The organism is Chitinophaga sp. W3I9, assembly GCF_050434025.1.
In the GTDB taxonomy this organism is placed as follows: domain Bacteria; phylum Bacteroidota; class Bacteroidia; order Chitinophagales; family Chitinophagaceae; genus Chitinophaga.
This window is the reverse complement of sequence record NZ_JBNPWC010000001.1, coordinates 1,337,826-1,360,102: the sequence shown is the minus strand read 5'-3', so window position 1 is coordinate 1,360,102 and position 22,277 is coordinate 1,337,826. Positions and strand designations below refer to the sequence as shown.

The window sequence follows — 22,277 nt, the reverse complement described above, 5'->3', positions numbered from 1 at the left end:
ATCAGGAGCCGGGGAAGGTAATAATACGGGTAGCATCCCAGTCGGTGAGTCCATCATCGTCGTCCTCAGCGAGTACCGTGCCCTTCCGGGTAACGGGGTGTTGGTACAGGGCCCATTGCTGGTTGGTATATTCAAGGGAAGTAAGACTTTCCACCCAATCGCCCGAATTCAGATAGGTGATTGTTTTATCGCCCACCTGCATTTCTTTGATCAGAGGCTGGTGGATATGACCGCAGCACACTACATCAAACTCTTTATCGGCGGCTATTTCGGCAACGGTTTGTTCAAAATCGGAAATGAATTTTACGGCCGACTTCACCCCCTGTTTTACTTTTTTGGAGAAAGACATCTTTTCCCTCCCCATGCTTTCCAGCACATGATTGACGAGCCGGTTGAGGATAATCAGCAGATCATACCCTTTTCCGCCCAGCTTGGCCAGCCACTTGGAGTTTTTCATGGTTACATCGTACACATCTCCATGAAAGAACCAGTGCCTTTTGCCATCTACGTCCAGCACCAGCTTATTATCGATCGTAAAGTTACCCAGCTCAAACCCTGCGTATTTACGGAGGGCCTCGTCGTGGTTACCTGTCAGGTAATACACCTCGGTGCCTTTGCCGATCATCTTCAGGATTTTGCGGATCACTTTGGTATGCGCCTTTGGAAAATAGCGTTTGCTGAATTGCCAGATATCGATAATATCCCCATTCAGCACCAATATCCGCGGGTCGATACTATCCAGGTACTGAATCAGCTCTTTGGCGTGGCAGCCGTAAATTCCCAGATGAACATCTGAAATTACGGCTATATCTAATGGGCGTTTATCCGACATTATAGGTTTGTATGTACAGGTTGTAGGCAGCCTGTTTATGAGTATAATTTTCTATGCAAAGGAAAAATCGCTATATTACTTTTATATTAATCCAGTGTTAAGGAATTATTAATTCACGTTTTTTACTGGCTGGGATAGATTCTGAAAGCTATTTTTGCGGCAAATTTTATAAACTCAAACGTATGGGAGGCTTCAATTCTTTTGTTAAACTATTCATGCCGAAAGACCGGGTATTTTATTCTTTGTTTGAAGATGTAGCTTCCAATCTGGTAGAAATGGCGACTGTGCTCAATGAGCTGGTAGCCACCACAGATCTGGCTGTGAGAAAGGATAAGGTACACCTGATAGAACGCCTGGAACACAAAAACGACGATTACACACACCGCATATTTGTAGAGCTCGGACAAAACTTTATCACCCCGTTTGACCGTGAAGACATTCACTACCTGGCGGCAACACTGGACGATGTGGCAGATTACATCCACGGTTCTGCCAAAAGAATGGATCTCTATAAAGTACACTACATCAACGACAGCATCCGCAAACTGGCGGAACTGATCCACCTGGGTGTACTGGAACTTGCCAAAGCAATCCCCGAACTGCGCAATATGCAGAATATGCGCATCATTACCGATGCCTGCGTAAAGATCAACAGCCTGGAAAACCATGCTGATGATATCTACGATATGGCTATCGCCGACCTTTTTGATACAGAGCAGAACGCCGCAGAACTGATTAAAATGCGTGAAATCTACCAGGCCCTGGAAATCGCTACCGATAAGTGCGAGGACTGCGCCAACGTAATAGAAACCATTATTATCAAGTACTCCTGATAAAGGGGAATACAGTTCTGAACGCATAATTCTCCTGATGTCATGACTTTACTAGTAATTATTATCATACTGGCATTCATTTTCGACTATATCAATGGTTTCCATGATGCCGCCAACTCTATCGCCACTATTGTGTCGACCAAAGTGCTTACGCCCTTCCAGGCAGTTCTCTGGGCCGCAGTATTCAACTTTGTGGCCTTTTTTGTTGCCAAATACTACATCGGTGAGTTTAAAGTAGCCAATTCCGTAGCCAACTCGGTATTTGAGCAGTTTATCACGCTGAAAGTAATCCTTTGCGGCCTGGTGGCAGCTATTACCTGGAACCTCTTCACCTGGTGGCTGGGAATTCCCTCCAGCTCCTCGCATACCCTGATAGGTGGTTTCATTGGTGCAGCTGTAACCGCCTCCGGTGGCAATATTGACGTAATCAATTTCCACAAAGTTTTGCCCACAGTATATTTCATTGTACTGGCGCCCCTCATAGGCATGGTGGTGGCCTTTATAATAACACTCATCATTGTAAATATCTGCCGTAAGGCAAATCCATACCGGGCAGAAAGCTGGTTCAAACGCCTGCAGCTGGCCTCCTCCGCGGCATTAAGTCTCGGTCACGGTAGTAACGATGCCCAGAAAGTAATGGGGATCATCTCTGCTGCAATGGTATCTGCCGGCTATATCGGCAGCCTCAAGGAAATGCCGGACTGGGTGCCACTGGCGTGCTTTACCTGTATCGCACTCGGCACCATGAGCGGTGGCTGGAAAATTGTGAAAACAATGGGAACCCGTATCACCAAAGTAACCCCGCTGGAAGGCGTGGCTGCTGAAACCTCCGGCGCCATTACCCTCTTCCTCACGGAACACCTGGGTATTCCTGCCAGTACCACCCACGTTATTACGGGTGCTATCATGGGCGTAGGGGCTACCAAAAGGTTATCTGCCGTTCGTTGGGGGGTTACCGTATCACTGCTGTGGGCCTGGGTTTTAACCATCCCCATCAGTGGATTACTGGCCGCAGTCACCTATTTCATCGTAAACCTGTTCATTTAAAAAAGTGAACCAACAGATACTTTTAAAAGCTCTCCGTAACCTCCGGAGAGCTTTTTTTATAAAAAAAAGACGCCAATTGAAAGAGAGCCGCTATTTTTGTGCGGTTTTCTTCTGATCGGAAGAGTTAAGTTAGTGACCATCAAAAATTGATCTTGCAAATGAAAGGAATAATCCTGGCCGGCGGCTCCGGCACCCGGCTGCACCCCATTACGTATGCTATCAGCAAACAGATCATGCCGGTCTACGATAAACCAATGATCTATTACCCGCTGTCTACCCTGATGCTGGCGGGCATTAAGGATATCCTGATCATTTCCACCCCACACGATCTGCCGGCTTTTCAACGGCTCTTCGGTAATGGTCAACAATTGGGACTGAATTTAACTTATGCGGAACAACCCAACCCCAATGGGCTGGCCCAGGCTTTTGTAATCGGCGAGGAATTTATCGGCCAGGACACAGTAGCACTGGTATTGGGTGATAATATCTTTTACGGGGCAGGACTCGGTACACAACTGGCTCATAACACCAACCCCGACGGCGGTATCGTATATGCCTACCAGGTATCCGACCCGGAAAGGTATGGAGTAGTGGAATTTGGTCAGGACATGAAAGTACTGTCCATCGAGGAAAAACCCACACAACCGAAATCCCACTTCGCTGTACCCGGACTCTACTTCTACGATAATGAAGTAGTGGAAATCGCTAAAAACCTGCAACCCAGTCCACGCGGCGAATATGAAATTACAGATGTAAATAAAGAATATTTGCAGCGGGGAAAATTAAAAGTTTCTATCTTACCACGCGGAACAGCATGGCTGGATACCGGCACATTTGACTCGCTGATGCAGGCATCCCAATTTGTACAGGTAATAGAACAAAGACAAGGAATTAAAGTAGCCTGTATCGAAGAAATCGCCTACCGTAAAGGATTTATTGACGCCGGCCAACTAAAGGATCTGGCAAAGCCTTTACTGAAAAGCGGCTACGGAGCTTACCTCGAAACGGTGCTCAATCAAAAAGTTTTCTGAAATATCAAATAAACGTAAATCTGAAATATCATGAAGGTTCTTGTTACGGGTGGTTGTGGCTATATAGGCGCGCATACTATTGTAGATCTGATCAATAATGGATTTGATGTAGTATCTGTAGACAGTAATATCAGGAGCAGCACCCAATTATTAGATGGTATCGAAAAAATTACCGGAAAAAAGGTACGCAACTACAAAGTAGATCTTTGTAACCTGGAAGACACCAATGCGGTATTTCATGAAAACCGGGATATCGTTGGCGTCATCCATTTTGCTGCCCTGAAAGCAGTGGGAGAATCTGTAAACGAGCCCCTGATGTACTTTCAGAACAATATCACCTCGCTGGTCAATGTGTTGAAATGCGTGAAAGAATACAATGTACCCAACCTCGTATTCTCCTCTTCCTGCTCGGTTTACGGCAATACCAAAGCCCTCCCGGTAGTGGAAGAAACACCGCTCGGCGAAGCTCAGTCTCCATACGCCCGTACCAAACAAATGGGTGAACAAATCATCGAAGACTATAGCCGGGTAAATGAAACCAACTCCATCCTGCTCCGCTATTTTAACCCGGTAGGCGCACACCCATCTGCACTTATCGGCGAACTGCCGCTGGGAAAACCAGACAACCTGGTTCCCGTAATCACCCAAACCGCCATCGGTAAAATTCCAAAAATGACGGTATTCGGCACCGATTACGATACCCGCGACGGCTCCTGCGTACGCGACTATATCCACGTAATGGATATCGCCGCCGCTCACACGAAAGCGCTCCAATACCTTATAGAACACCACAATACCAGCAACTGTGAAGTGTTTAACCTCGGTACCGGCAACGGCGTAACCGTGCTGGAAGCTATCAAAGCATTTGAAAAAATTTCCGGCATCAAATTAAACTACACCACCGGCCCACGCAGGGAAGGAGATGTGATCTCTATTTACGCCAATAACAGTAAGGCGAAGGAAAAGCTGAACTGGGAGCCAAAAATTGGTATCGAAGACAGTATGCGCACCGCCTGGCAATGGGAAGTAAGCCTGCGTAATAAAGTACTGAGTAACTAGGATCCTCATTTTTTAATGTTTATATTTACGCTTCATTTTTAAAAAGACCACAATGGTAAAAGATATTCAACCACTAAATGAAAAAGAAACCCGTGGCGGGTTTGGTGAGGGCATACTCGAAGTAGGTCGTAAAAACCCCAATGTAGTTGCACTGACAGCAGATTTGCTCGGTTCTATGAAACTGAACGCTTTTATTAAAGAATTCCCCGATCGCTTTGTACAGGTAGGTATCGCAGAAGCCAACATGATTGGCATCGCTGCAGGCTTAACCATCGGCGGTAAAATACCATACACCACTACTTTCGCTAACTTCTCTACCGGAAGGGTATACGACCAGATCCGTCAGTCTGTTGCCTATTCCAACAAGAACGTAAAAATATGCGCTTCCCACGCAGGACTTACCCTGGGTGAAGATGGCGCCACCCACCAGATCCTGGAAGATATCGGCATGATGAAAATGCTGCCCGGAATGACTGTCATCGTACCTTGCGATTTCAATCAAACCAAAGCCGCTACCATCGCCATCGCCGACTACGAAGGACCGGTATACCTCCGTTTCGGTCGCCCGAAATGGCCCAATTTTACCGCGGAAGACCAGAAATTTGAAGTGGGTAAAGCACAGATCCTCCACGAAGGAACAGATATCACCTTATTCGCCTGCGGTCACCTGGTTTGGATTGCCATAGAAGCCGGTAAAGTTCTGGAAGAAAAAGGCTACAGCGTGGAAATCATCAACATACACACCATTAAACCACTGGACGAAGCAGCAGTAATCGCTTCCCTGAAAAAAACCGGTTGCGCCGTTACTGCTGAAGAACACAACGTACTCGGTGGCCTGGGCGACAGTATCGCACAGGTAGCCGCCCGCCATACACCCGTTCCCATCGAATACGTGGGTACCAACGATACCTTCGGCGAAAGCGGTAAACCACTGGACCTGCTGAAAAAATATGGCCTCGATGCAGATCACATCGTTGCAGCAGCAGAAAAAGCCATCCAGCGCAAGAAACAGGCGTAAGCGGATTTTGTCTTTCTCAGGATTACGCTGATTATACTGATTAGCTGGATTTTTACTTTTGGATTTTTTTGATTTTCATAAGATATAATTAAGGGAGATAGAAGCGAATATATCCGCTTCTATCTCCCTTAGTCGTTATTAAATCTAAAAATCCAAAAAAATCCAAAAGTAAAAATCCAGCTAATCAGTATAATCAGCGTAATCCTGAGCCAAGACAAAATTCGCGCATTAAACTTCGCTCCAATCTCCGCGTCTTATGAACAGGTTTTTATTTATATTCAATGAAATAAAACCTGTTAAGAACCATTTAACCTATGGCCGTTTCACAGGACGATAAATCACTCTTGGCATTATACCGTATACCTGATACAAAGGAAAAAGGGTTTACCCTTATTATCCAAAAGTACCAGGAAAGGCTCTACTGGCATATCCGCAGGATGGTAATGGATCACGACGATGCCAATGATGTGCTGCAAAATGTTTTTATTAAGGTGTGGAAAAACCTGGAAAACTTCCGGGAAGATGCCCAGTTGTATACCTGGCTGTATAAAATAGCCACCAACGAAAGCCTCACTTTCCTGGAGCAGCAAAAACGGAAAACGTCGGTTTCATTGTCTGATGTGGAAAACGGCCTAAGCAACAAACTCAGGGCAGATCCGCAGTTTGATCCCAATAAACTGGAGTGGAAACTGCAGCGCGCTATCCTCAGTTTACCCGATAAACAAAGGATCGTATTTAACCTGCGCTACTATGATGAAATGCCCTACGAGGAAATGAGCAAAGTGCTGGAAACCTCGGAAGGCGCCCTGAAAGCCTCTTATCACCATGCTGTTAAGAAGATCGAAGAGTTTATCCGCAATGGCTGACCATAAATTTTACAAATATTTATTTTAAGTAATTTTTAAAGAATTTTACCAAAAGATTAAAATCACATTAAACTATTAATACCGTTTACTGTCTAAAAAACAGCAAATATGAACAGGCAGACCTACATAACAAATGAATTAATGCAAATAGCGCCAGGCACCAGCTGGCCGGCAGAAGTACCATTTACGGTACCAGCAGGCTATTTTGAACACCTGCCCGCCGCTATCCTGCTGCAAATTCAACTGGAAGATCTGCGTTCCGGAACAGCCGCTGTTCCAAACCAGCCGCCAACTATTCCTGCCGGCTACTTCGAAGGATTACCACAGGCCATCCTGCAACGGATCCAAACGGAAGAAGGAACCAGCTCCCTCACCTCCGTACACACGGAACTGGAAGCCATTTCGCCCTTCCTCGCGGCAATACCCAAACAGACGCCATTTACAGTACCCACCGGTTATTTTGAGTCCCTGCGGGCCAGTTCCAGCCCCGTTATTCCACTGCGGGCAGCCCACCGGAACCGGACCGCCACCTGGTTGAAATGGACCGTAGCCGCCTGTCTTACCGCTTTCATCGGTAGCAGTGCCCTGCTGTTCGTGATCAACAACAACAACCATCATAATGCTATAGAAAGACAACTGGAAGACCTGAATGACCAGGATATCGTTAATTACCTGCAAACCCACACTGATCCCTTTGATAATGAAGCTTTCTTCGCCAGTTCCGCGGAAATAACCCCGGTGCAAAGTCAGCTGAAAGAAGCAGTTCCACTGGAAGCCATCGAAAATTACCTGCAAAAGACCGATTTATCAAAGGAAGTGTTACCTGAAAATAAATGATGAAACATCTTTACTTTATATGGATTACAATGTTTGTGCTCCTCACCCATGCCGGCGTGAGTAAGGCCCAGCAAAACCCGTCGGAAAGTGCCGCCGAAAAAATAAAAGCCATACAGGTCCAATACCTGGCCCAGAAATTAAACCTCACCCCGGAAGAAGCCCAGAAGTTCTGGCCGGTTTATAATAATTATACCCACGAAGTGGAACAACTGATCGCAGAACGCCACCAGAAAAGAGACCAGGAAAAATTAGCCACCGACAACGCCGATGATGCCGCCCGGAAAAATATGGATAAGGAACTGAAATACGAAAAACGGATGCTGGACATCAAATCACGCTACAGTACAGAATTCCAGCGTGTACTCCCCGGTAGAAAAGCAGGCATGGTGTTTAAAAGCGAAAGAGAATTCCGGACCATCATGGTAAACCACCTCAATACCCAACGCATGAACAGGATGGGCGGAGGCCCAAGAAGACGACCATAAAAGAATTACGGGGAACTACCCCGCAATTCCCCCTTACTCTATTATTTATAATGTGCCCTTACTTCACTCACCAGCCCCTTTTCATTAATCACCATCATCTCCGTACTTAATTTATCATTGATGCTTTTATAATAAAGCACAATAGAATTCACCCCTTCCAGGATATGGTATAACTCAAAATGCAGATCAGGATAGGCTTCCAGCCCACGGGTAAAGTAAGCCTTCAGGTTCTCTTTCCCCCGGATACAACCGGTAGGATCATTGTTGATTCTTTTAATTAACGGGGAATAGAAAATAACATCCGCATCGTAATGCGACATGATCTCGTTGAGGTTGTGGGAATTCCAGGCCTGTAGCCAGGCTTCACCAATTTTGGTCAAACTTTCCATTGTCTTTTTTTTCACAATGTAAGCCATCCGCCGGCACAACTATTTGCTGAAAAGATCAGTTTCCATTTTACGCCATTGCAATGGCGTTGCTTTAAAACAGCGGCGAAACTGCCGGTAAAAATGGGTCACATCTTCAAAACCCGTACTGTAAGCTATTTCCGCGATCGGCTGTTCTGTGGTGCGCAGCAGGAAACCCGCCATCTGCAGCCGCTTCTCCAGCACCCAATGCATGGGGGAACTATGATAGATATCCCGGAAACGGCGTTTCAATGTGGCCGTACTCATATGCCCCATAGCGGCCACGTCTTCCAGCAGCCGCACCTCCGCAATCCCGGTACTGAGCTTCTCCATCACCTCCGGAAGCGGGTACATGGCCGCTTTGGCAAGCATGGCACTTATTGCCTCCTCACCGGAAATAAGGTGAAGCGCGCGTGAAAGTATGTTGTAATAATCAGGTGTGGTAAGGGTATCGTCTGCAAAGTGGCGCAACAGCGATTGTGAGAAGTCGTGCCAATGGCTGTTTACCGGCAGTGTAGTTAATGCCCGGCCAACTGTATGAGCTTTATTTCCCGGCCTTTTGAGCAGGCCCAGGATCATTTCATCCGGGATCACGAGGTTAATACTTCCGTATTGCCGCTGTGGCTGCAATATCTCTGAGCAAAGCAGGCTTCCGGCCGGAATCACCATCGCATCCCCGCTGCGCAGGTAATGTACCTGCCTGCCGTCGTACATTCTTTTCTCTCCCTGTACTACCAGGTTAAGCACCGTTTGCGGAATATACAACTCATGCGTGGCCTGATCGCGGTAAACGCTATACGATGCCCAGTTCCGGCCTTGTTGCTCCCATGTTTTATTGGTATGCTGTCCTGTAAGTGACAAGCTGTCAAACGGCGTATACATCTTGACATCTCATAAAATCCAAAAAATTCCGGTAATCAGCAAAATCAGTGTAATCCTGAGTAAGACAACCTCCGCTTAAAACTTAGCAAAAGGTTCTTTTGTATCATGATAAAAAAGGAATGTCCAGCCTTCCTGTTTGCCGCGCTCCAGGAACTCCTGGCGGAGCTCCATACTGCGCTTGCCATCGTAATCATATTTGGCTGCAAACCGGCTTCTCATCTGGGATATCTGTGGCGCCACATCTCCCCCGAAAAATATTTTATCTGCTCCATCATCTACCAGAAATACCTGGTGATAAGGACAGTGACCACCGGTCACTTCGTAATGAATATACCCGTCGATAGTCCCATTACCGGTTGTAAACACCACGTTATCCCGCTGTTGTAATAACATAATATCTTCGGAGAGATAAGATTTGCCGGAATGCTCCACGGCGTAAAGCATTTCCTCGTTGTTTACATAATACGTAGCCCCGGGGAAATTGAGTGTGCGTTCTCCCGTGATAGGATCTTCTGAAGAAACGCCGCCGGAATGATCTTTATGTAAATGGCTCATCAATACTTTGGTGATTTCCATTGGGTTGATGCCATTGTCTATCAGGTGCTGATGGATTTGCAGTACGCCATCGGGGTTACGAAATCCCAGCCCGGTATCAAATAAAATATAATCGCGGTCCGTGATTACAAGGAACGGCTGTATTTCAACCAGCAACGAACCATGCGGGCGATCCTGCATGCTGTCTGTCCCCAGCTTAAAAGGAAAAAATTTCTTGGTCCCGTCTACGGTAAATGACCCTTCTGATAATGGAATAATACGTGCCATTTTGCAAAGATACTATCTTAACACCATCTGCCGGTCGGCATCCAGCCGCAGCAGTATAAATATCAGCATGGTAAAGGTCATCAGGGAAGAACCGCCATAGCTCACCAGGGGCAGGGGAATCCCTATCACCGGCGCAAGACCGATCGTCATCGCGATATTAATAGCCAGGTGGAAAAAAATGATGCTGGCTACCCCATAGGCATAGACTCGCGTAAAGGTCGATCGCTGTCGCTCCGCCACAAAAATGATCCGGAAAAGAAGGGCTACATATATCCCCAGGAAAATCACGCTTCCGAAGAAGCCGAAATCTTCTCCCACAGTACAGAAGATAAAGTCGGTGCTTTGTTCAGGCACAAAATCGTAACGGGTTTGGGTGCCTTTCAGGTATCCTTTCCCCCAGAAGCCACCGGAGCCAATGGCAATCATACTCTGCCGGGTATTATAGGTCGCCTTCGGATCGTTTTCCTTACCCAGCATTACTTCGATACGGCGTACCTGGTAGTCCTTCAGTACTTTGGTAAATACAAAGGGAATGATGAACATCACAAAGAGTCCGCAGAAGGCGTATACGCCCAGGATCAGCGCGAGTTTCGATCGCTTTCGTTTTATTTCGCGCCGCATAAAGTAGATGACCAGCGCGGTGATGACCGTAAAAATAATAAAGAGTATCGTTCGGTCCACCAACAGCGCCGACAACACCAGTACAATTCCCGAAAAGGCGATTACCAGCAGTACGCCGGGCAATCCTTCGCGAAACATCACCAGGAAAAAGGAAAAATATACCAGGGCCAATCCTGTTTCGTCCTGCAAAATGATGATACCGGCAGGTATCAGGGCCAATGCAGCGGCAATCAGTCTTGATCGTAGTTTCGTAAAATCAGTTTCCTGCGACGACAGGTATTTGGCGAGCGCCAGGTTGGTACAAAGCTTGGTCAGCTCCGCCGGCTGAAACTGGAATCCACCAATCACCAGCCAGGAATGCGATCCCTTCACATCTTTACCGATCCCAAGCACCAGCAATAGCAGCAACAGCCCGCCTGCGTACATCAGGTTGGCCGTGGCCGTAAAAAATTTACTGTCTGTAAGCCATATCACCGCAGCCAGTACAATGGATACGCCAAACCAGATCAGTTGTCTCGAATAGTTTTTACTTGGATGAAGGATATCCTGCCACACGTTATCATCACCCCGGTATTCCGCAGCAAAAATAGACATGATGCCTATGATCACCAATGCCAGGTACAGGCCAACTATTGGCCAGTCAATCCCTTGTGTCAGTTTGGCTTGCGAGCGGTTCATTATTGATTAATCGGTTTATTCGATGATTGGTTAAGGCTTGTTCTTCTTAATAACAGCATTCTGATTCAATGAATCCAAATGCGATTTAGCCAGCATGGCCTGATCTATTGTTACTGTTTCCATTACTGATTTCAACAGCGGCTGACGTTTGGTGGAGATACTGTCTTTCAGGTATTTCTCCATCATCAAACTGGCAATAGGCGCTGCATACTTGGCACCAAAACCGGAGTTTTCCACTATTACGGCAATGGCTATACGTGCTTTTTCAGCAGGGGCAAAAGCCACAAACACCGCGTGGTTCTTCAGTTTTGTTCTTACACCGTTTACAATACCATAGTTTTCTGCTGTACCGGTTTTACCGCCAACGGTAATACCTTCAATCTGCGCAATACGCCCGGTACCACTTTCCACCACGTCTGTCATACCATGAATAACCGCGCTGTAGGCCGTATCAGAGATATGCGCTACATCGTGCTTTTGTTTGTATTTATCCAGGAGATGGGTGTTATCGTTATCAATGCTGGCTACAAAATGCGGGATATAGTAGGAGCCGCGGTTAGCCACAATACACATGGCATTGGCCATTTGCAGCGGCGTTAGCAGCAATTCACCCTGACCGATTCCCAGGAATACGGATGTACACGAGTTCCAGCTGCCTTTGTACCGGGCATCGTAATATTTTTTATCCGGTACCAGTCCGCGTCCTTCACTGGGAATATCCACCCCTATCTTATGCCCGAAGCCAAAGTTGTTCATATAGTCGGCCCACTTCTGCATGCCGCCTACCTTGATACCCCCGAATTTGCCTGCATCCACACTCAAACGGTATACATGCGAAAAATAGGAGTTACAGGAATGCGATAGTGCCAGGCGGAGGTTAGCCGCGTGACCAGCATCGTGGTGTTCGCATTTGATAGGTCTTGAACAGCCGTAGTAAGCGCCGCCACAGGGGTATCCGAAGCTGGGGGTAATTACGCCTTCATCGAGTCCTACCAGTGCGATCATGGGTTTAAACGTGGAGCCCGGCGGATAGGTAGCCTGGATAGCACGGTTAAACAGTGGCTTGGTGGTATCTGTATAAAGTTTGCTGAAATTGGCGCTTCGATACGAACCTGTGAGCAGGTTAGGATCGAAGCTCGGACCGCTTACCATGGCCAGGATACCGCCTGTTTGCGGATCGATGGCCACAATACTGCCCGATTTGCCTTTCATTAATTTCTCACCGAGTACCTGTAATTCAATGTCCAGGGAAAGCCGCAGGTTCCTGCCGGCTACTGCCGCACTGTCAAACTCCCCGTTTTCATAAGCTCCCTGCGGTCTGTTCAGGTTATCTTTAACCAGGTATTGTATGCCTCGTTGCCCCATCAATACGGTTTCATAGGTCTTTTCCAGCCCCGTGAATCCAAGATAGTCGCCGGAGCTATAAGAGGCGTAAGTACCAGTATCCTTTAACATGGCCGGGGATATTTCCGCTATATACCCGAGTATATTAGCTGCGGCCGAATAAGGGTAGGAGCGGATTTGCCTGGGTACCAGTTCAAATCCCGGCTGGAAGAGATACATGCTTTCCTGTAGCTGCCCGAATACTTCCGGCGCCAGCAGGGGAGCGAAAACTGATTGTCTTACCCGGCCATTTTTGATAATGGCGGTAACGATCCGTTTCCTGAATTCTTCCTTATCTATTTTTAAAATATTACAGAGATAGCCTGTATCGATGCTTTTTACGCTGGCAGGGGTTACTACGAGGTCGTATAATACGTCGTTGCCGAGGATGCTGCGGTTCTGCCGGTCGTAGATGATACCCCGGCTTGGATAAATGACTTTACGAAGCACGGCATTGGCATCCGCCAGCTTGGCGTACTTCTTTTCCACTACCTGCAGAAAGAATAACCTGGTGATAATCAGTATTACCATCCCAAGTATAATCATCTGTATTACTCTCTTCCTGGGCTGATTGAATACTGACATGCTATTAAGGACGGAATTATTTTAAGTTACAAACCTACGTTAAAAAGCAGAAACTATTTCTTCGAGAAGAACAGCAATTCATACAGCACAATCAGGAAAAGACTGGCCAATGTTGAAGAGACGATCTTCATCACCAGGTATAATGGGTTGCCCATACCAAACACTTCCAACGTAAAGAAAAGTGCATGGTGCAGGAATACCAGGATAGCGGCATAGATGAGAAACTGGGACACACCCATACTGGTCATCGAAGGCGTTTTCTGGGTAGTTTCAAAACCTCCCTGTGGTGACAGGATATTGATAATAAACGGACGCAGATAAGCAATGAACACACAGGCGGCAGCATGCATACCCGGCGTATTCATAAACATATCCAGGGAAAGCCCCATCAGCAATCCCAGGAGCATCAGCCCGGGGCGTGGCAGATTAAAAGGCAGCGCCAGGATAAACAGCATATAAAGATAGGGGCTCACCAGCTGGTGCAACAATATTTCATTGAGCACAAACACCTGAATCAGCAGCAGGAGCACGAAGCGGATTATATTTCTTAACAGTATACTCATTTAATCAACTTATACGTTGAATCTTCCAATCTTTGTTGTTCTTCTTTCAACAGGTTTTCTATCACGTATACATATTGCAGGTTGAAGAAATTGGTAGCCAATTTCAACCGGATAGTAAACGAGGTGCTGGCTTTGTCTCCTACGGCAATGCTTTCTACATAGCCGATCGGAATATTTTCAGGGAACAGGGCAGAGAAGCCGCTGGTCACCACGGTATCACCTTTATGAATTTTGGCGCTTTTCGGGACGTCTTTCAGCAGGGCATAACCGGCGTCTTCACCATCCCAGTGCACGGAACCCATTTCTTTTCCCTGGCCCAGGCGGGCGCTGATGGATACAGAATTGGATTTAGAGAGCATCGACAATACCACGGAGTAGTTGTCGCTCACACTTCTCACCACACCCACCACGCCGCTGCTGCTGATAACGCCCATATTAGGACGGATCCCCTGCAGGCTGCCGCGGTGAATAGTAATATAGTTGACGGGTTTGTTAATGGAGTTGTTGATCACTTTGGCGGAGAAGTACTCGTACCGGCGGATCTGCGTGCCAACAACGCGGTGGGCGGTATCATCGCTGTATTGCCGGATGGTGTCAGTTTTGATCCCGTTGGTGGTTATCATGCTGTCGTAGCTGGTACGGAGCAGGTTGTGCAGGCGCATGTTTTCATTCACCAGGCTGTCGTTGGTCGACTTCAGGTGAAAGTAATACTGTACATTATTATACTTGTCATATAATTTACCGCTGATATCATTTGCGGAACTGAGGTAGGCGGCTCGCTGAAAGTTGTTATGCTGGAATACCAATACCATACAAATCACTTCCAGCAGCAGAAATAAGAAGAAGTTAAAATATCGCCTAAAGAAAATGATTAGATTTCGCACAAGCGCGCACTATTTTAGGATTTGGTTATCCGGATACCCTGTAATTCCCTCCCAATGGGATGAATAACAAAATATCCGGATCACAAATAGTTTTATTGCATCAGGAACGGATACTTACCTACATGCTTTAAGGCAATACCTGTACCTCTTACCACTGCGCGTAACGGATCGTCTGCTACATGCACCGGCAATTTGATTTTTTGGGTAAGACGTTTATCCAGTCCGCGCAGCAATGCACCGCCACCGGTCAGGTATAAACCCCTGCGGTAGATATCTGAGGCCAGCTCAGGAGGCGTTGTTTCCAGCGCTTTCAGGATGGCTTCTTCGATTTTAAAGATAGATTTATCAAGGGCTTCCGCAATTTCCTGGTAAGATACCATGATTTGCTTGGGGATGCCGGTTACCAGATCCCGTCCGTTAACAGGAATATCATCTGGTGGGTTATCCAGTTCTTTCAGGGCTGATCCGATGTGGATCTTAATCTGTTCAGCAGTTCTTTCACCGATCAGGAGGCTATGATAGCGGCGCAGGGCTTCCATGATATCAGCCGTGAACTCGTCACCGGCGATACGGATACTCTGGTCGCAAACAATACCCGCCAGTGCTATTACCGAAATACCGGTAGTACCACCGCCTATGTCAATGATCATATTACCTACAGGCTCTTCTACATCAATGCCGATACCCAGGGCAGCTGCCATTGGCTCGTGCAACAAGTATACTTCCTTTGCGCCGGCCTGTTCAGCAGAGTCACGTACAGCTCTCTTTTCCACTTCCGTAATGCTGGAAGGAATACAGATCACCATCCGCCAGCTTGGTGCAAACAAGGGCTTTTTGGGGTAAACCATTTTTATGAGTTCCCTGAGCATTCCTTCAGCGGCATTAAAATCCGCTATCACGCCATCTTTCAGGGGACGTATAGTACGAAGATATTCGTGTGTTTTTTCGTGCATCATCATGGCCTTTTTTCCAACTGCCACAATTTTGCCACTAGCCCGTTCTATCGCTACAATGGAAGGCTCGTCCACTACCACCTGGTCATTATGAATTATCAGCGTGTTCGCTGTACCAAGATCAATCGCGATTTCCTGCGTTAAAAAATTAAAAAATCCCATTGTTGATACGGTCAAAAATTAGAATGCAAAAATGAATAATTCCAACGAATATACGATGCAAAAAATGGATATTCTTGCAATAATACAGCTAAATATTAAAAAAAGTTATTTGTTGTACAAACGGCATAGTAACTGCTCTCTTTATGCTCCGACCAGATGAACGGGATAACCCCGTTTTAATTGTTCCTACTGCCTAAAATTGTGCCTTTACAAGTCCCGCTTTTCAATTGTCCTGTACCAGTCCTCCCTACTGTAAATTAACTCCGGCTAACGTCTAAACAAATTCGTACCCGATATCCCTGCGGTATACCTTACCATCAAATGCAATCTGCTCCGCTGTTTGTACAGAATGAGCCAGTGCCATCGACAGGTCAGACGCCAGTGAAGTAATGGCTAATACCCGGCCGCCGTTGGTCAGCACCTCATCGCCTTCCTGCCGTGTACCGGCATGAAACACGATCTGGTCGCGGGTAGGCGCCGGAATTCCATGGATCACCTTATTCTTTTCGTATGCTTCGGGATATCCTTTTGATACCAGCATCACCGTAGCAGCGGCACGCTCGTCTGCGTAAATCGTTTGCCCGCTCAGTTTGCCGGTCATTACTGCAGTAAACAGTTCCAACGCATCATTCTTCAAACGTGGCATCACAACTTCCGTTTCCGGATCGCCCATACGGCAGTTGTATTCAATTACAAAGGGCGAACCCTCTACATTAATCAGGCCAAAAAACACAAAGCCATGATACACAATACCTTCCTTGGAAAGGCCTGCTATCGTGGGCCGGATCACTTCATCCTCCACTTTTTTCATAAACGCTGCATCGGCAAACGGTACCGGCGACACCGCACCCATACCACCGGTATTCAACCCAAGGTCACCTTCTCCAATCCTTTTATAATCCTTTGCTTCCGGTAATATCTTATAGGTATGACCATCGGTGATCGCAAATACAGACAACTCAATACCCGTCAGGAACTGCTCCACTACTACCGTTTTACTGGCATCGCCAAACTTGGCTGATTTGATCATCTGCTCAAACTCCTCGGCCGCCTCTTCATAAGAAGTTGCTATCACCACACCCTTACCTGCCGCCAGGCCATCGGCCTTTAATACAATTGGTAAGGAGTGCTGCTGAAGATAGGCCAGCCCTTCCTCATAATTCTTTTCACTGAATTCACGGTAAGCAGCAGTAGGTATATTGTTCCGCTGCATAAACAGCTTGGCATAAGCCTTACTGCCTTCCAGCTGGGCGCCTTCCTTTGAAGGACCCAGTACCGGGATATGCTGTAACAGTTCATCTTTCTGAAAGAAATCATAGATCCCGTTTACCAGGGCCTCTTCAGATCCGGGCAATACCAGGTCTATCGCATTATCCAGGCAAAAGGTCTTTATCTTATCAAATTCACTTACACCCATGTTAACGTTCGTGCCGCATTGAGCGGTACCAGCATTACCCGGTGCTATAAATAGTTGACCGCAAAGGGTGCTTTGTGACATTTTAAGGGCCAGTGCGTGTTCCCGGCCACCACTTCCAAGTAATAGTATGTTCATATGAATTGCCTAATAAATGCAGATGCGAAAGAAAGTGCAAAGAAAGATCAAAAAACCGCAAAAAATGAGCATTTATACCATTTTTTTACGCAGATTAACGATTTTATTTAACTTGCCATATTTAAAGGTTCACGAAATCTGAAACAACTATTGCTAAAACTAACCAATTTATGATGCAAACTACTGTTGCACAAGAGTCCCCTATTGCCTCTGAGAAGGGCCACCCTAAAGGGCTCTCAGTATTATTTGCCACGGAAATGTGGGAACGGTTTAATTTTTATGGTATGCGGGCGTTACTTACGCTCTTCCTGGTAAATGCACTGGCTTTCTCTGAAGCAGATTCCTCTATCATTTACGGGGGCTTTCTCGGCTTATGTTATCTCACCCCCATGCTGGGAGGATACATATCCGACAGGTATCTCGGTAACAGGAACTGTATCATATTAGGCGGTTTTATAATGGGCGTTGGCCAGCTCCTCATGGTCCTCAGCGCCACCATCTATGCCTCCAATGTGGAAACAGCCAAAACCATCGTTTGGCTCGCCCTTTTCATCATCATCTTTGGTAACGGCTTCTTTAAACCCAACATCTCTTCTATGGTGGGCCAGCTGTATCCGAAAAACGACGGCCGCCTCGATTCCGCTTTCACCATCTTTTATATGGGTATCAACATGGGCGCCTTCCTCGGCATGCTCATTTGCCCTATCCTCGGCGACGTGAAAGTAGACGGCGTGAGAATGGTCAGCGCTTTCAAATGGGGCTTCCTCGCCGCCAGTATAGCCATGTTCACCGGAACCATCCTGTTCTTCTTCCTGAAAGATAAATACGTGGTAAAACCAACCGGTGAAGCTATCGGCGCCAAACCGGATTTCTCCAAAGTTTCTGCCGTAACCGGCGAAGCCGATAAAGCCAAATTTACTACCAGCGCTATCCTCGGTGTACTGGTGTTAATGGTGGTACTGTTTTTCGGTATCCACTACCTGTCGCTCGATCCCAACCCCATCAAATCATGGGTGTATCCTTTTATATATGCAGCCGGTATCAGCCTCGCTGTACTGATCCTTACCGATAAATCTATTACCAAGGTAGAAAGACAACAGATCACCGTTATCTACTTCGTGGCCTTTTTCGTGATCTTCTTCTGGGCCTGCTTCGAACAAGCCGGTTCCTCCCTTACCTTTGTAGCTGATTACCAGACAGATCGCCGCCTCCTCGGCTGGGATATGCCTCCTTCCTTCGTTCAAAACGCCAACTCTATCTTCATCATCGTATTTGCATTGCCCTTCAGCTGGTTATGGCTCAAATTACAGCAACGCAACCTGGAGCCGATCTCCCCGATGAAACAATCACTTGGATTGGCATTACTGGCGCTCGGATTTTTTATCATCGCCATACAAATGAAAAATCTCGGACCTAATGAGAAACTGGGCGTAAGCTGGTTGATCCTGATGTACCTTTTCCATACCCTCGGCGAATTATGCCTGTCTCCGATAGGCTTGTCACTGGTATCCAAACTGGCGCCTCACCGTTTCTCCTCCCTGCTCATGGGAGTATGGTTCCTCGCCAATGCCGCCGGTTATGCACTGGCCGGCACCCTGGGCGCTTTGCTGCCTCCAACCCTGGATAAATACAAACTCGCTACCGATAACGGTATCGACCTGAAAGGCATCCTGGATGGTACCATCACCGCTACCGCACAGCAAATGGATAAATTACAGGAACTTAAACTGGCTACACATTACCCTACCTTCGCAGGCTTCACCATCCACAACCTCTATGAGTTTTTCATGGTGTTTGTAATCCTGCCAGGCGCCGCAGCGGTACTGCTGTTCCTGTCTACCAGCTTCCTGAAAAAATGGATGCACGGTATCAGGTAAGTCAACCTTATTACAAAAAGGAAAGGAGGAAAGCTGATAACTTTCCTCCTTTCCTTTTTTAAAAGTAAATTCATTGCTTATAACATCTCTACCTGTAAATCCATAAACGATCTTATGTCCGATAACAACTTCAAACCCTTTGTTTCACCCGGCGTACAAATGAAAGAGTTTACGCTGAAATCCATTTTGCTGGGCTGTGTCTTTGGTATCATCTTCGGTGCTGCCACCGTGTACCTGGCGCTGAAAGCAGGTCTTACCGTTTCTGCTTCCATTCCTATTGCCGTTATCGCTATTACCTTAGGAAGAAAATTTTTCAAGACCACCATTCTCGAAAACAACATCATCCAAACGACCGGGTCTGCCGGCGAATCCATTGCTGCAGGCGTGGTATTCACCCTGCCGGGATTCCTGTTCCTCAGTGACGGCGGCGGCACACAGTTCTTTAATTACTTTACCATCCTCATCCTGGCCATCTTCGGTGGTATCCTCGGTACGCTGATGATGATCCCGCTGAGAAAATCACTGATCGTAAAAGAACATAAAACCCTGCCTTATCCTGAAGGCACCGCCTGCGGTGATGTGCTGATAGCAGGAGAGAAAGGCGGCGACTTTGCCAAAACCGCCTTCTATGGGCTGGGCTTTGCTTTTGCCTATGCCATCCTTCAAAAGATTCTGCATGTGATTGCCGAAACACCGGAATACATGACCAAACAGGCCAGTAAATTTTTCCCTTCCGCCAAACTCAGTGCCGATATCACCCCGGAGTATATGGGCGTTGGTTATATCATCGGACCACGCATTGCCGGAGTACTGGTAGCCGGCGGCGTACTGTCGTGGCTGGCACTCATTCCCTTGCTCGCATCATTGCTGCCGGCAGATGTGATCGCCACCCAGCTGGTCAAAATAGGCTACCTCGCTAATTTGCAAACACCGGGCGGGCAGGGCGACTGGAACCCGCTCACCCATACTTTTGCAGATTATTCTTCCGCTGTTTATTATGCATACGTAAGACAAATCGGTGCCGGAGCAGTAGCAGCAGGCGGTTTCATCACCCTGCTGAAAACCATCCCTACTATCATTTCTTCTTTCAAAGGAAGTATCGGCGCTATCAAAGATGGCTCGGGCAATACAGACGAGAAAGGAAATGTACCCAGAACAGAAAGAGACCTCAGTTTGAAAGTAGTGCTGTTCGGCAGCCTTGCCCTCATCCTGCTGATGGCTTTCTTACCACAGCTTCCAGGTGATTCTATCGGCAAAAAATTACTGGTAGGTCTGCTGGTAGTGGTGTTCGGCGCCTTCTTCGTTACCGTATCCAGCCGCATTGTGGGCCTCATCGGCTCTTCCAATAATCCTATTTCCGGTATGACCATCGCCACACTGATGGGCACCTGCCTGGTATTCATCGCAGTAGGCTGGACCGGCAAATTATATGAACCAATGGCCCTGGTGGTAGGCGGTATGATCTGCATTGCAGCGGCCAATGCCGGCGGTACTTCCCAGGACCTGAAATCAGGCTACATCGTAGGCGCAACGCCCATGTACCAGCAAATAGCACTGTTCATTGGCGCCATTGTATCGTCTGTGGTGATAGGTTTAACAGTGAAGTTCCTGGATAAGCCTACGGCAGATATGATTGCGCACGGGGTTACTGAACACGCAATCGGCAGCGCATACTATCCTGCCCCGCAAGGCACGCTCATGGCTACACTGGCGAAAGGTATCCTTTCATTTAACCTCGACTGGCAATTTGTATTGGTGGGTGTGTTTCTGGCGATAACGATGGAACTATGTAATATTAATTCGCTCTCCTTCGCAGTAGGCGCGTATCTTCCATTGTCCACTACACTGCCCATCTTTGTTGGCGGCGCTATCCGTGGTGTGGTTGATCACAAACAAAAGAAAGCCAATAAAAAATTATCTCCGGAGGAAGAAGAACTGGGCAAAGGCAACCTTTTTGCTACAGGTCTTGTGGCCGGGGGCGCCGTTGCCGGCGTGATCATCGCCATCCTCGCAGGTTTCGACTGGTCGGCCGTTATTCTTGCCAAACTCAATAGCCAACAGCTGCTCACAAATATCCTCGGGCCGGGTGGGTATTACATAATAGGATGCGCCTTTTTTGCGTTTATGGGCTGGTACCTGTACCGCACCGCCCGCAAAGCCTAGATCCAACTTTTCAAGATCAATACCGATGCCGGTAACAGGGTGTAACAATCCATTACCGGCATCCGTTTTTATTTTTTAAATGTTTAATTTAGCCGGGGATTAATTAAAACTGATTATAATATAACCTATGCGCATATTAGTTACCGCAATGCTCAGCGCCATTGTTTTACTGGGCATCTCCTGCGGCAAGGATAAAGATGATAGCCGCCAACGCAGATTTATATCATTGAAGCTGGACGACCGGGTTTATCTTTCAGAAAATCCAAAAGGCATTATCACCCTGCCAAATCTTACGGATGAAAACCCGGACAATGATTATCCTACTATGGAAATCACCGGCCAGAGCTATAACGGGGATGTGATCACCTTTAGCTTAGCTACCGCATCCATGCCCTTCAAACCAGGCGTATATCCCGCTACCCAGAAAGGAAACGGTTTACTGATTGCCCTCAACAGCACTTACTACACCAACCTCACCTCTGCAGGAAGCACTGATTTTCAAATCACCATCACCCACATAGACAACCTCAACGTAGAAGGAACCTTTTCCGGAACACTCAAAGACGCCAGCGGCGCTGGCGGAACACGCGTTACCAAAAACGGCGCGTTCAGAGCGATGATTAGTCAGCAGGGCCAGTAGGCGGAGGGATCTTTTAAATTGTCTTGGAGCACTGATTACGCTGATTATACTGATTGGCTTGATTGGCTTGATTTGATTACGTTTGATTTTTTTGATT

The 22,277-nt window shown here is 47.1% G+C and carries 21 protein-coding genes; 11 read left to right on the top strand and 10 right to left on the bottom strand.

What is annotated here, in order from left to right; genetic code table 11:
- Nucleotide 1: 1 nt before the first annotated feature.
- Nucleotides 2–832: a UDP-2,3-diacylglucosamine diphosphatase gene (locus QFZ51_RS05950; protein ID WP_429044131.1), complete on the bottom strand. Its 831-nt coding sequence runs from the start codon at nt 830–832 to the stop codon at nt 2–4.
- A 182-nt stretch (nt 833–1,014) separates the two neighbouring features.
- On the opposite strand from QFZ51_RS05950, the gene QFZ51_RS05945 reads away from it, so the two are divergent.
- From QFZ51_RS05945 to QFZ51_RS05910, 8 genes are all read left to right on the top strand, one after another.
- A complete protein-coding gene (locus QFZ51_RS05945; RefSeq protein ID WP_079469694.1) occupies nt 1,015–1,665 on the top strand; it encodes a DUF47 domain-containing protein in 651 nt (216 codons plus the stop codon).
- A 42-nt stretch (nt 1,666–1,707) separates the two neighbouring features.
- Nucleotides 1,708–2,712, top strand: a complete 1,005-nt coding sequence (locus tag QFZ51_RS05940; protein WP_370911137.1) for an inorganic phosphate transporter — start codon at nt 1,708–1,710, stop codon at nt 2,710–2,712.
- A 158-nt stretch (nt 2,713–2,870) separates the two neighbouring features.
- Nucleotides 2,871–3,743 carry a glucose-1-phosphate thymidylyltransferase RfbA gene (rfbA, locus tag QFZ51_RS05935; protein WP_429044128.1) on the top strand — a complete coding sequence of 291 codons (873 nt, stop codon included), beginning with the start codon at nt 2,871–2,873 and terminating at the stop codon, nt 3,741–3,743.
- Between the two features lie 30 nt (nt 3,744–3,773).
- Nucleotides 3,774–4,802 (top strand): UDP-glucose 4-epimerase GalE, encoded by a 1,029-nt coding sequence (gene galE / locus QFZ51_RS05930; RefSeq protein WP_370911139.1) that lies wholly within the window; start codon nt 3,774–3,776, stop codon nt 4,800–4,802.
- 52 nt (nt 4,803–4,854) lie between these two features.
- Nucleotides 4,855–5,820, top strand: coding sequence for a transketolase family protein (locus QFZ51_RS05925; protein ID WP_429044125.1), 966 nt, complete (start codon nt 4,855–4,857; stop codon nt 5,818–5,820).
- Nucleotides 5,821–6,134: 314 nt separating this feature from the next.
- Nucleotides 6,135–6,686: an RNA polymerase sigma factor gene (locus QFZ51_RS05920; protein WP_370911141.1), complete on the top strand. Its 552-nt coding sequence runs from the start codon at nt 6,135–6,137 to the stop codon at nt 6,684–6,686.
- 108 nt (nt 6,687–6,794) lie between these two features.
- Nucleotides 6,795–7,523 carry a hypothetical protein gene (locus QFZ51_RS05915; protein ID WP_429044123.1) on the top strand — a complete coding sequence of 243 codons (729 nt, stop codon included), beginning with the start codon at nt 6,795–6,797 and terminating at the stop codon, nt 7,521–7,523.
- Entirely contained in the window at nt 7,520–8,008 is a 489-nt protein-coding gene (locus tag QFZ51_RS05910; RefSeq protein WP_429044120.1) for a hypothetical protein, read from the top strand. Before QFZ51_RS05915 ends, QFZ51_RS05910 begins: the two co-directional genes overlap by 4 nt.
- Nucleotides 8,009–8,049: 41 nt before the next feature.
- On the opposite strand, the gene QFZ51_RS05905 is transcribed toward QFZ51_RS05910, so the two are convergent.
- The 9 genes from QFZ51_RS05905 to purD all read right to left on the bottom strand — a co-directional run bounded on the left by QFZ51_RS05905 (nt 8,050) and on the right by purD (nt 17,500).
- Entirely contained in the window at nt 8,050–8,397 is a 348-nt protein-coding gene (locus QFZ51_RS05905) for a nuclear transport factor 2 family protein (protein WP_429044119.1), read from the bottom strand.
- A 39-nt stretch (nt 8,398–8,436) separates the two neighbouring features.
- Nucleotides 8,437–9,297: a helix-turn-helix domain-containing protein gene (locus QFZ51_RS05900; protein WP_429044116.1), complete on the bottom strand. Its 861-nt coding sequence runs from the start codon at nt 9,295–9,297 to the stop codon at nt 8,437–8,439.
- Nucleotides 9,298–9,372: 75 nt separating this feature from the next.
- Nucleotides 9,373–10,119: an MBL fold metallo-hydrolase gene (locus QFZ51_RS05895; protein WP_370911146.1), complete on the bottom strand. Its 747-nt coding sequence runs from the start codon at nt 10,117–10,119 to the stop codon at nt 9,373–9,375.
- A gap of 12 nt (nt 10,120–10,131) precedes the next feature.
- The gene (rodA, locus tag QFZ51_RS05890; protein WP_429044113.1) at nt 10,132–11,418 is read right to left on the bottom strand and encodes a rod shape-determining protein RodA; all 1,287 of its coding nucleotides are present in this window, start codon (nt 11,416–11,418) and stop codon (nt 10,132–10,134) included.
- 30 nt (nt 11,419–11,448) lie between these two features.
- Nucleotides 11,449–13,386 (bottom strand): penicillin-binding protein 2, encoded by a 1,938-nt coding sequence (gene mrdA, locus QFZ51_RS05885; protein WP_429044111.1) that lies wholly within the window; start codon nt 13,384–13,386, stop codon nt 11,449–11,451.
- Nucleotides 13,387–13,439: 53 nt separating this feature from the next.
- The gene (mreD, locus tag QFZ51_RS05880) at nt 13,440–13,949 is read right to left on the bottom strand and encodes a rod shape-determining protein MreD (protein ID WP_370911148.1); all 510 of its coding nucleotides are present in this window, start codon (nt 13,947–13,949) and stop codon (nt 13,440–13,442) included.
- Nucleotides 13,946–14,833, bottom strand: a complete 888-nt coding sequence (mreC, locus tag QFZ51_RS05875) for a rod shape-determining protein MreC (protein ID WP_429044109.1) — start codon at nt 14,831–14,833, stop codon at nt 13,946–13,948. Before mreC ends, mreD begins: the two co-directional genes overlap by 4 nt.
- Before the next feature lie 92 nt (nt 14,834–14,925).
- Nucleotides 14,926–15,948 carry a rod shape-determining protein gene (locus QFZ51_RS05870; RefSeq protein WP_079469708.1) on the bottom strand — a complete coding sequence of 341 codons (1,023 nt, stop codon included), beginning with the start codon at nt 15,946–15,948 and terminating at the stop codon, nt 14,926–14,928.
- A gap of 274 nt (nt 15,949–16,222) precedes the next feature.
- Nucleotides 16,223–17,500 (bottom strand): phosphoribosylamine--glycine ligase, encoded by a 1,278-nt coding sequence (gene purD, locus QFZ51_RS05865; protein WP_429044107.1) that lies wholly within the window; start codon nt 17,498–17,500, stop codon nt 16,223–16,225.
- A 170-nt stretch (nt 17,501–17,670) separates the two neighbouring features.
- Here purD and QFZ51_RS05860 point away from each other — a divergent pair, with 170 nt between their 5' ends.
- The 3 genes from QFZ51_RS05860 to QFZ51_RS05850 all read left to right on the top strand — a co-directional run bounded on the left by QFZ51_RS05860 (nt 17,671) and on the right by QFZ51_RS05850 (nt 22,180).
- Nucleotides 17,671–19,377, top strand: coding sequence for a peptide MFS transporter (locus QFZ51_RS05860; RefSeq protein WP_429044104.1), 1,707 nt, complete (start codon nt 17,671–17,673; stop codon nt 19,375–19,377).
- A gap of 114 nt (nt 19,378–19,491) precedes the next feature.
- A complete protein-coding gene (locus QFZ51_RS05855) occupies nt 19,492–21,540 on the top strand; it encodes an OPT family oligopeptide transporter (protein ID WP_429044101.1) in 2,049 nt (682 codons plus the stop codon).
- Between the two features lie 127 nt (nt 21,541–21,667).
- Nucleotides 21,668–22,180 carry a hypothetical protein gene (locus tag QFZ51_RS05850; RefSeq protein ID WP_370911153.1) on the top strand — a complete coding sequence of 171 codons (513 nt, stop codon included), beginning with the start codon at nt 21,668–21,670 and terminating at the stop codon, nt 22,178–22,180.
- The last annotated feature ends 97 nt before the right edge of the window (nt 22,181–22,277 follow it).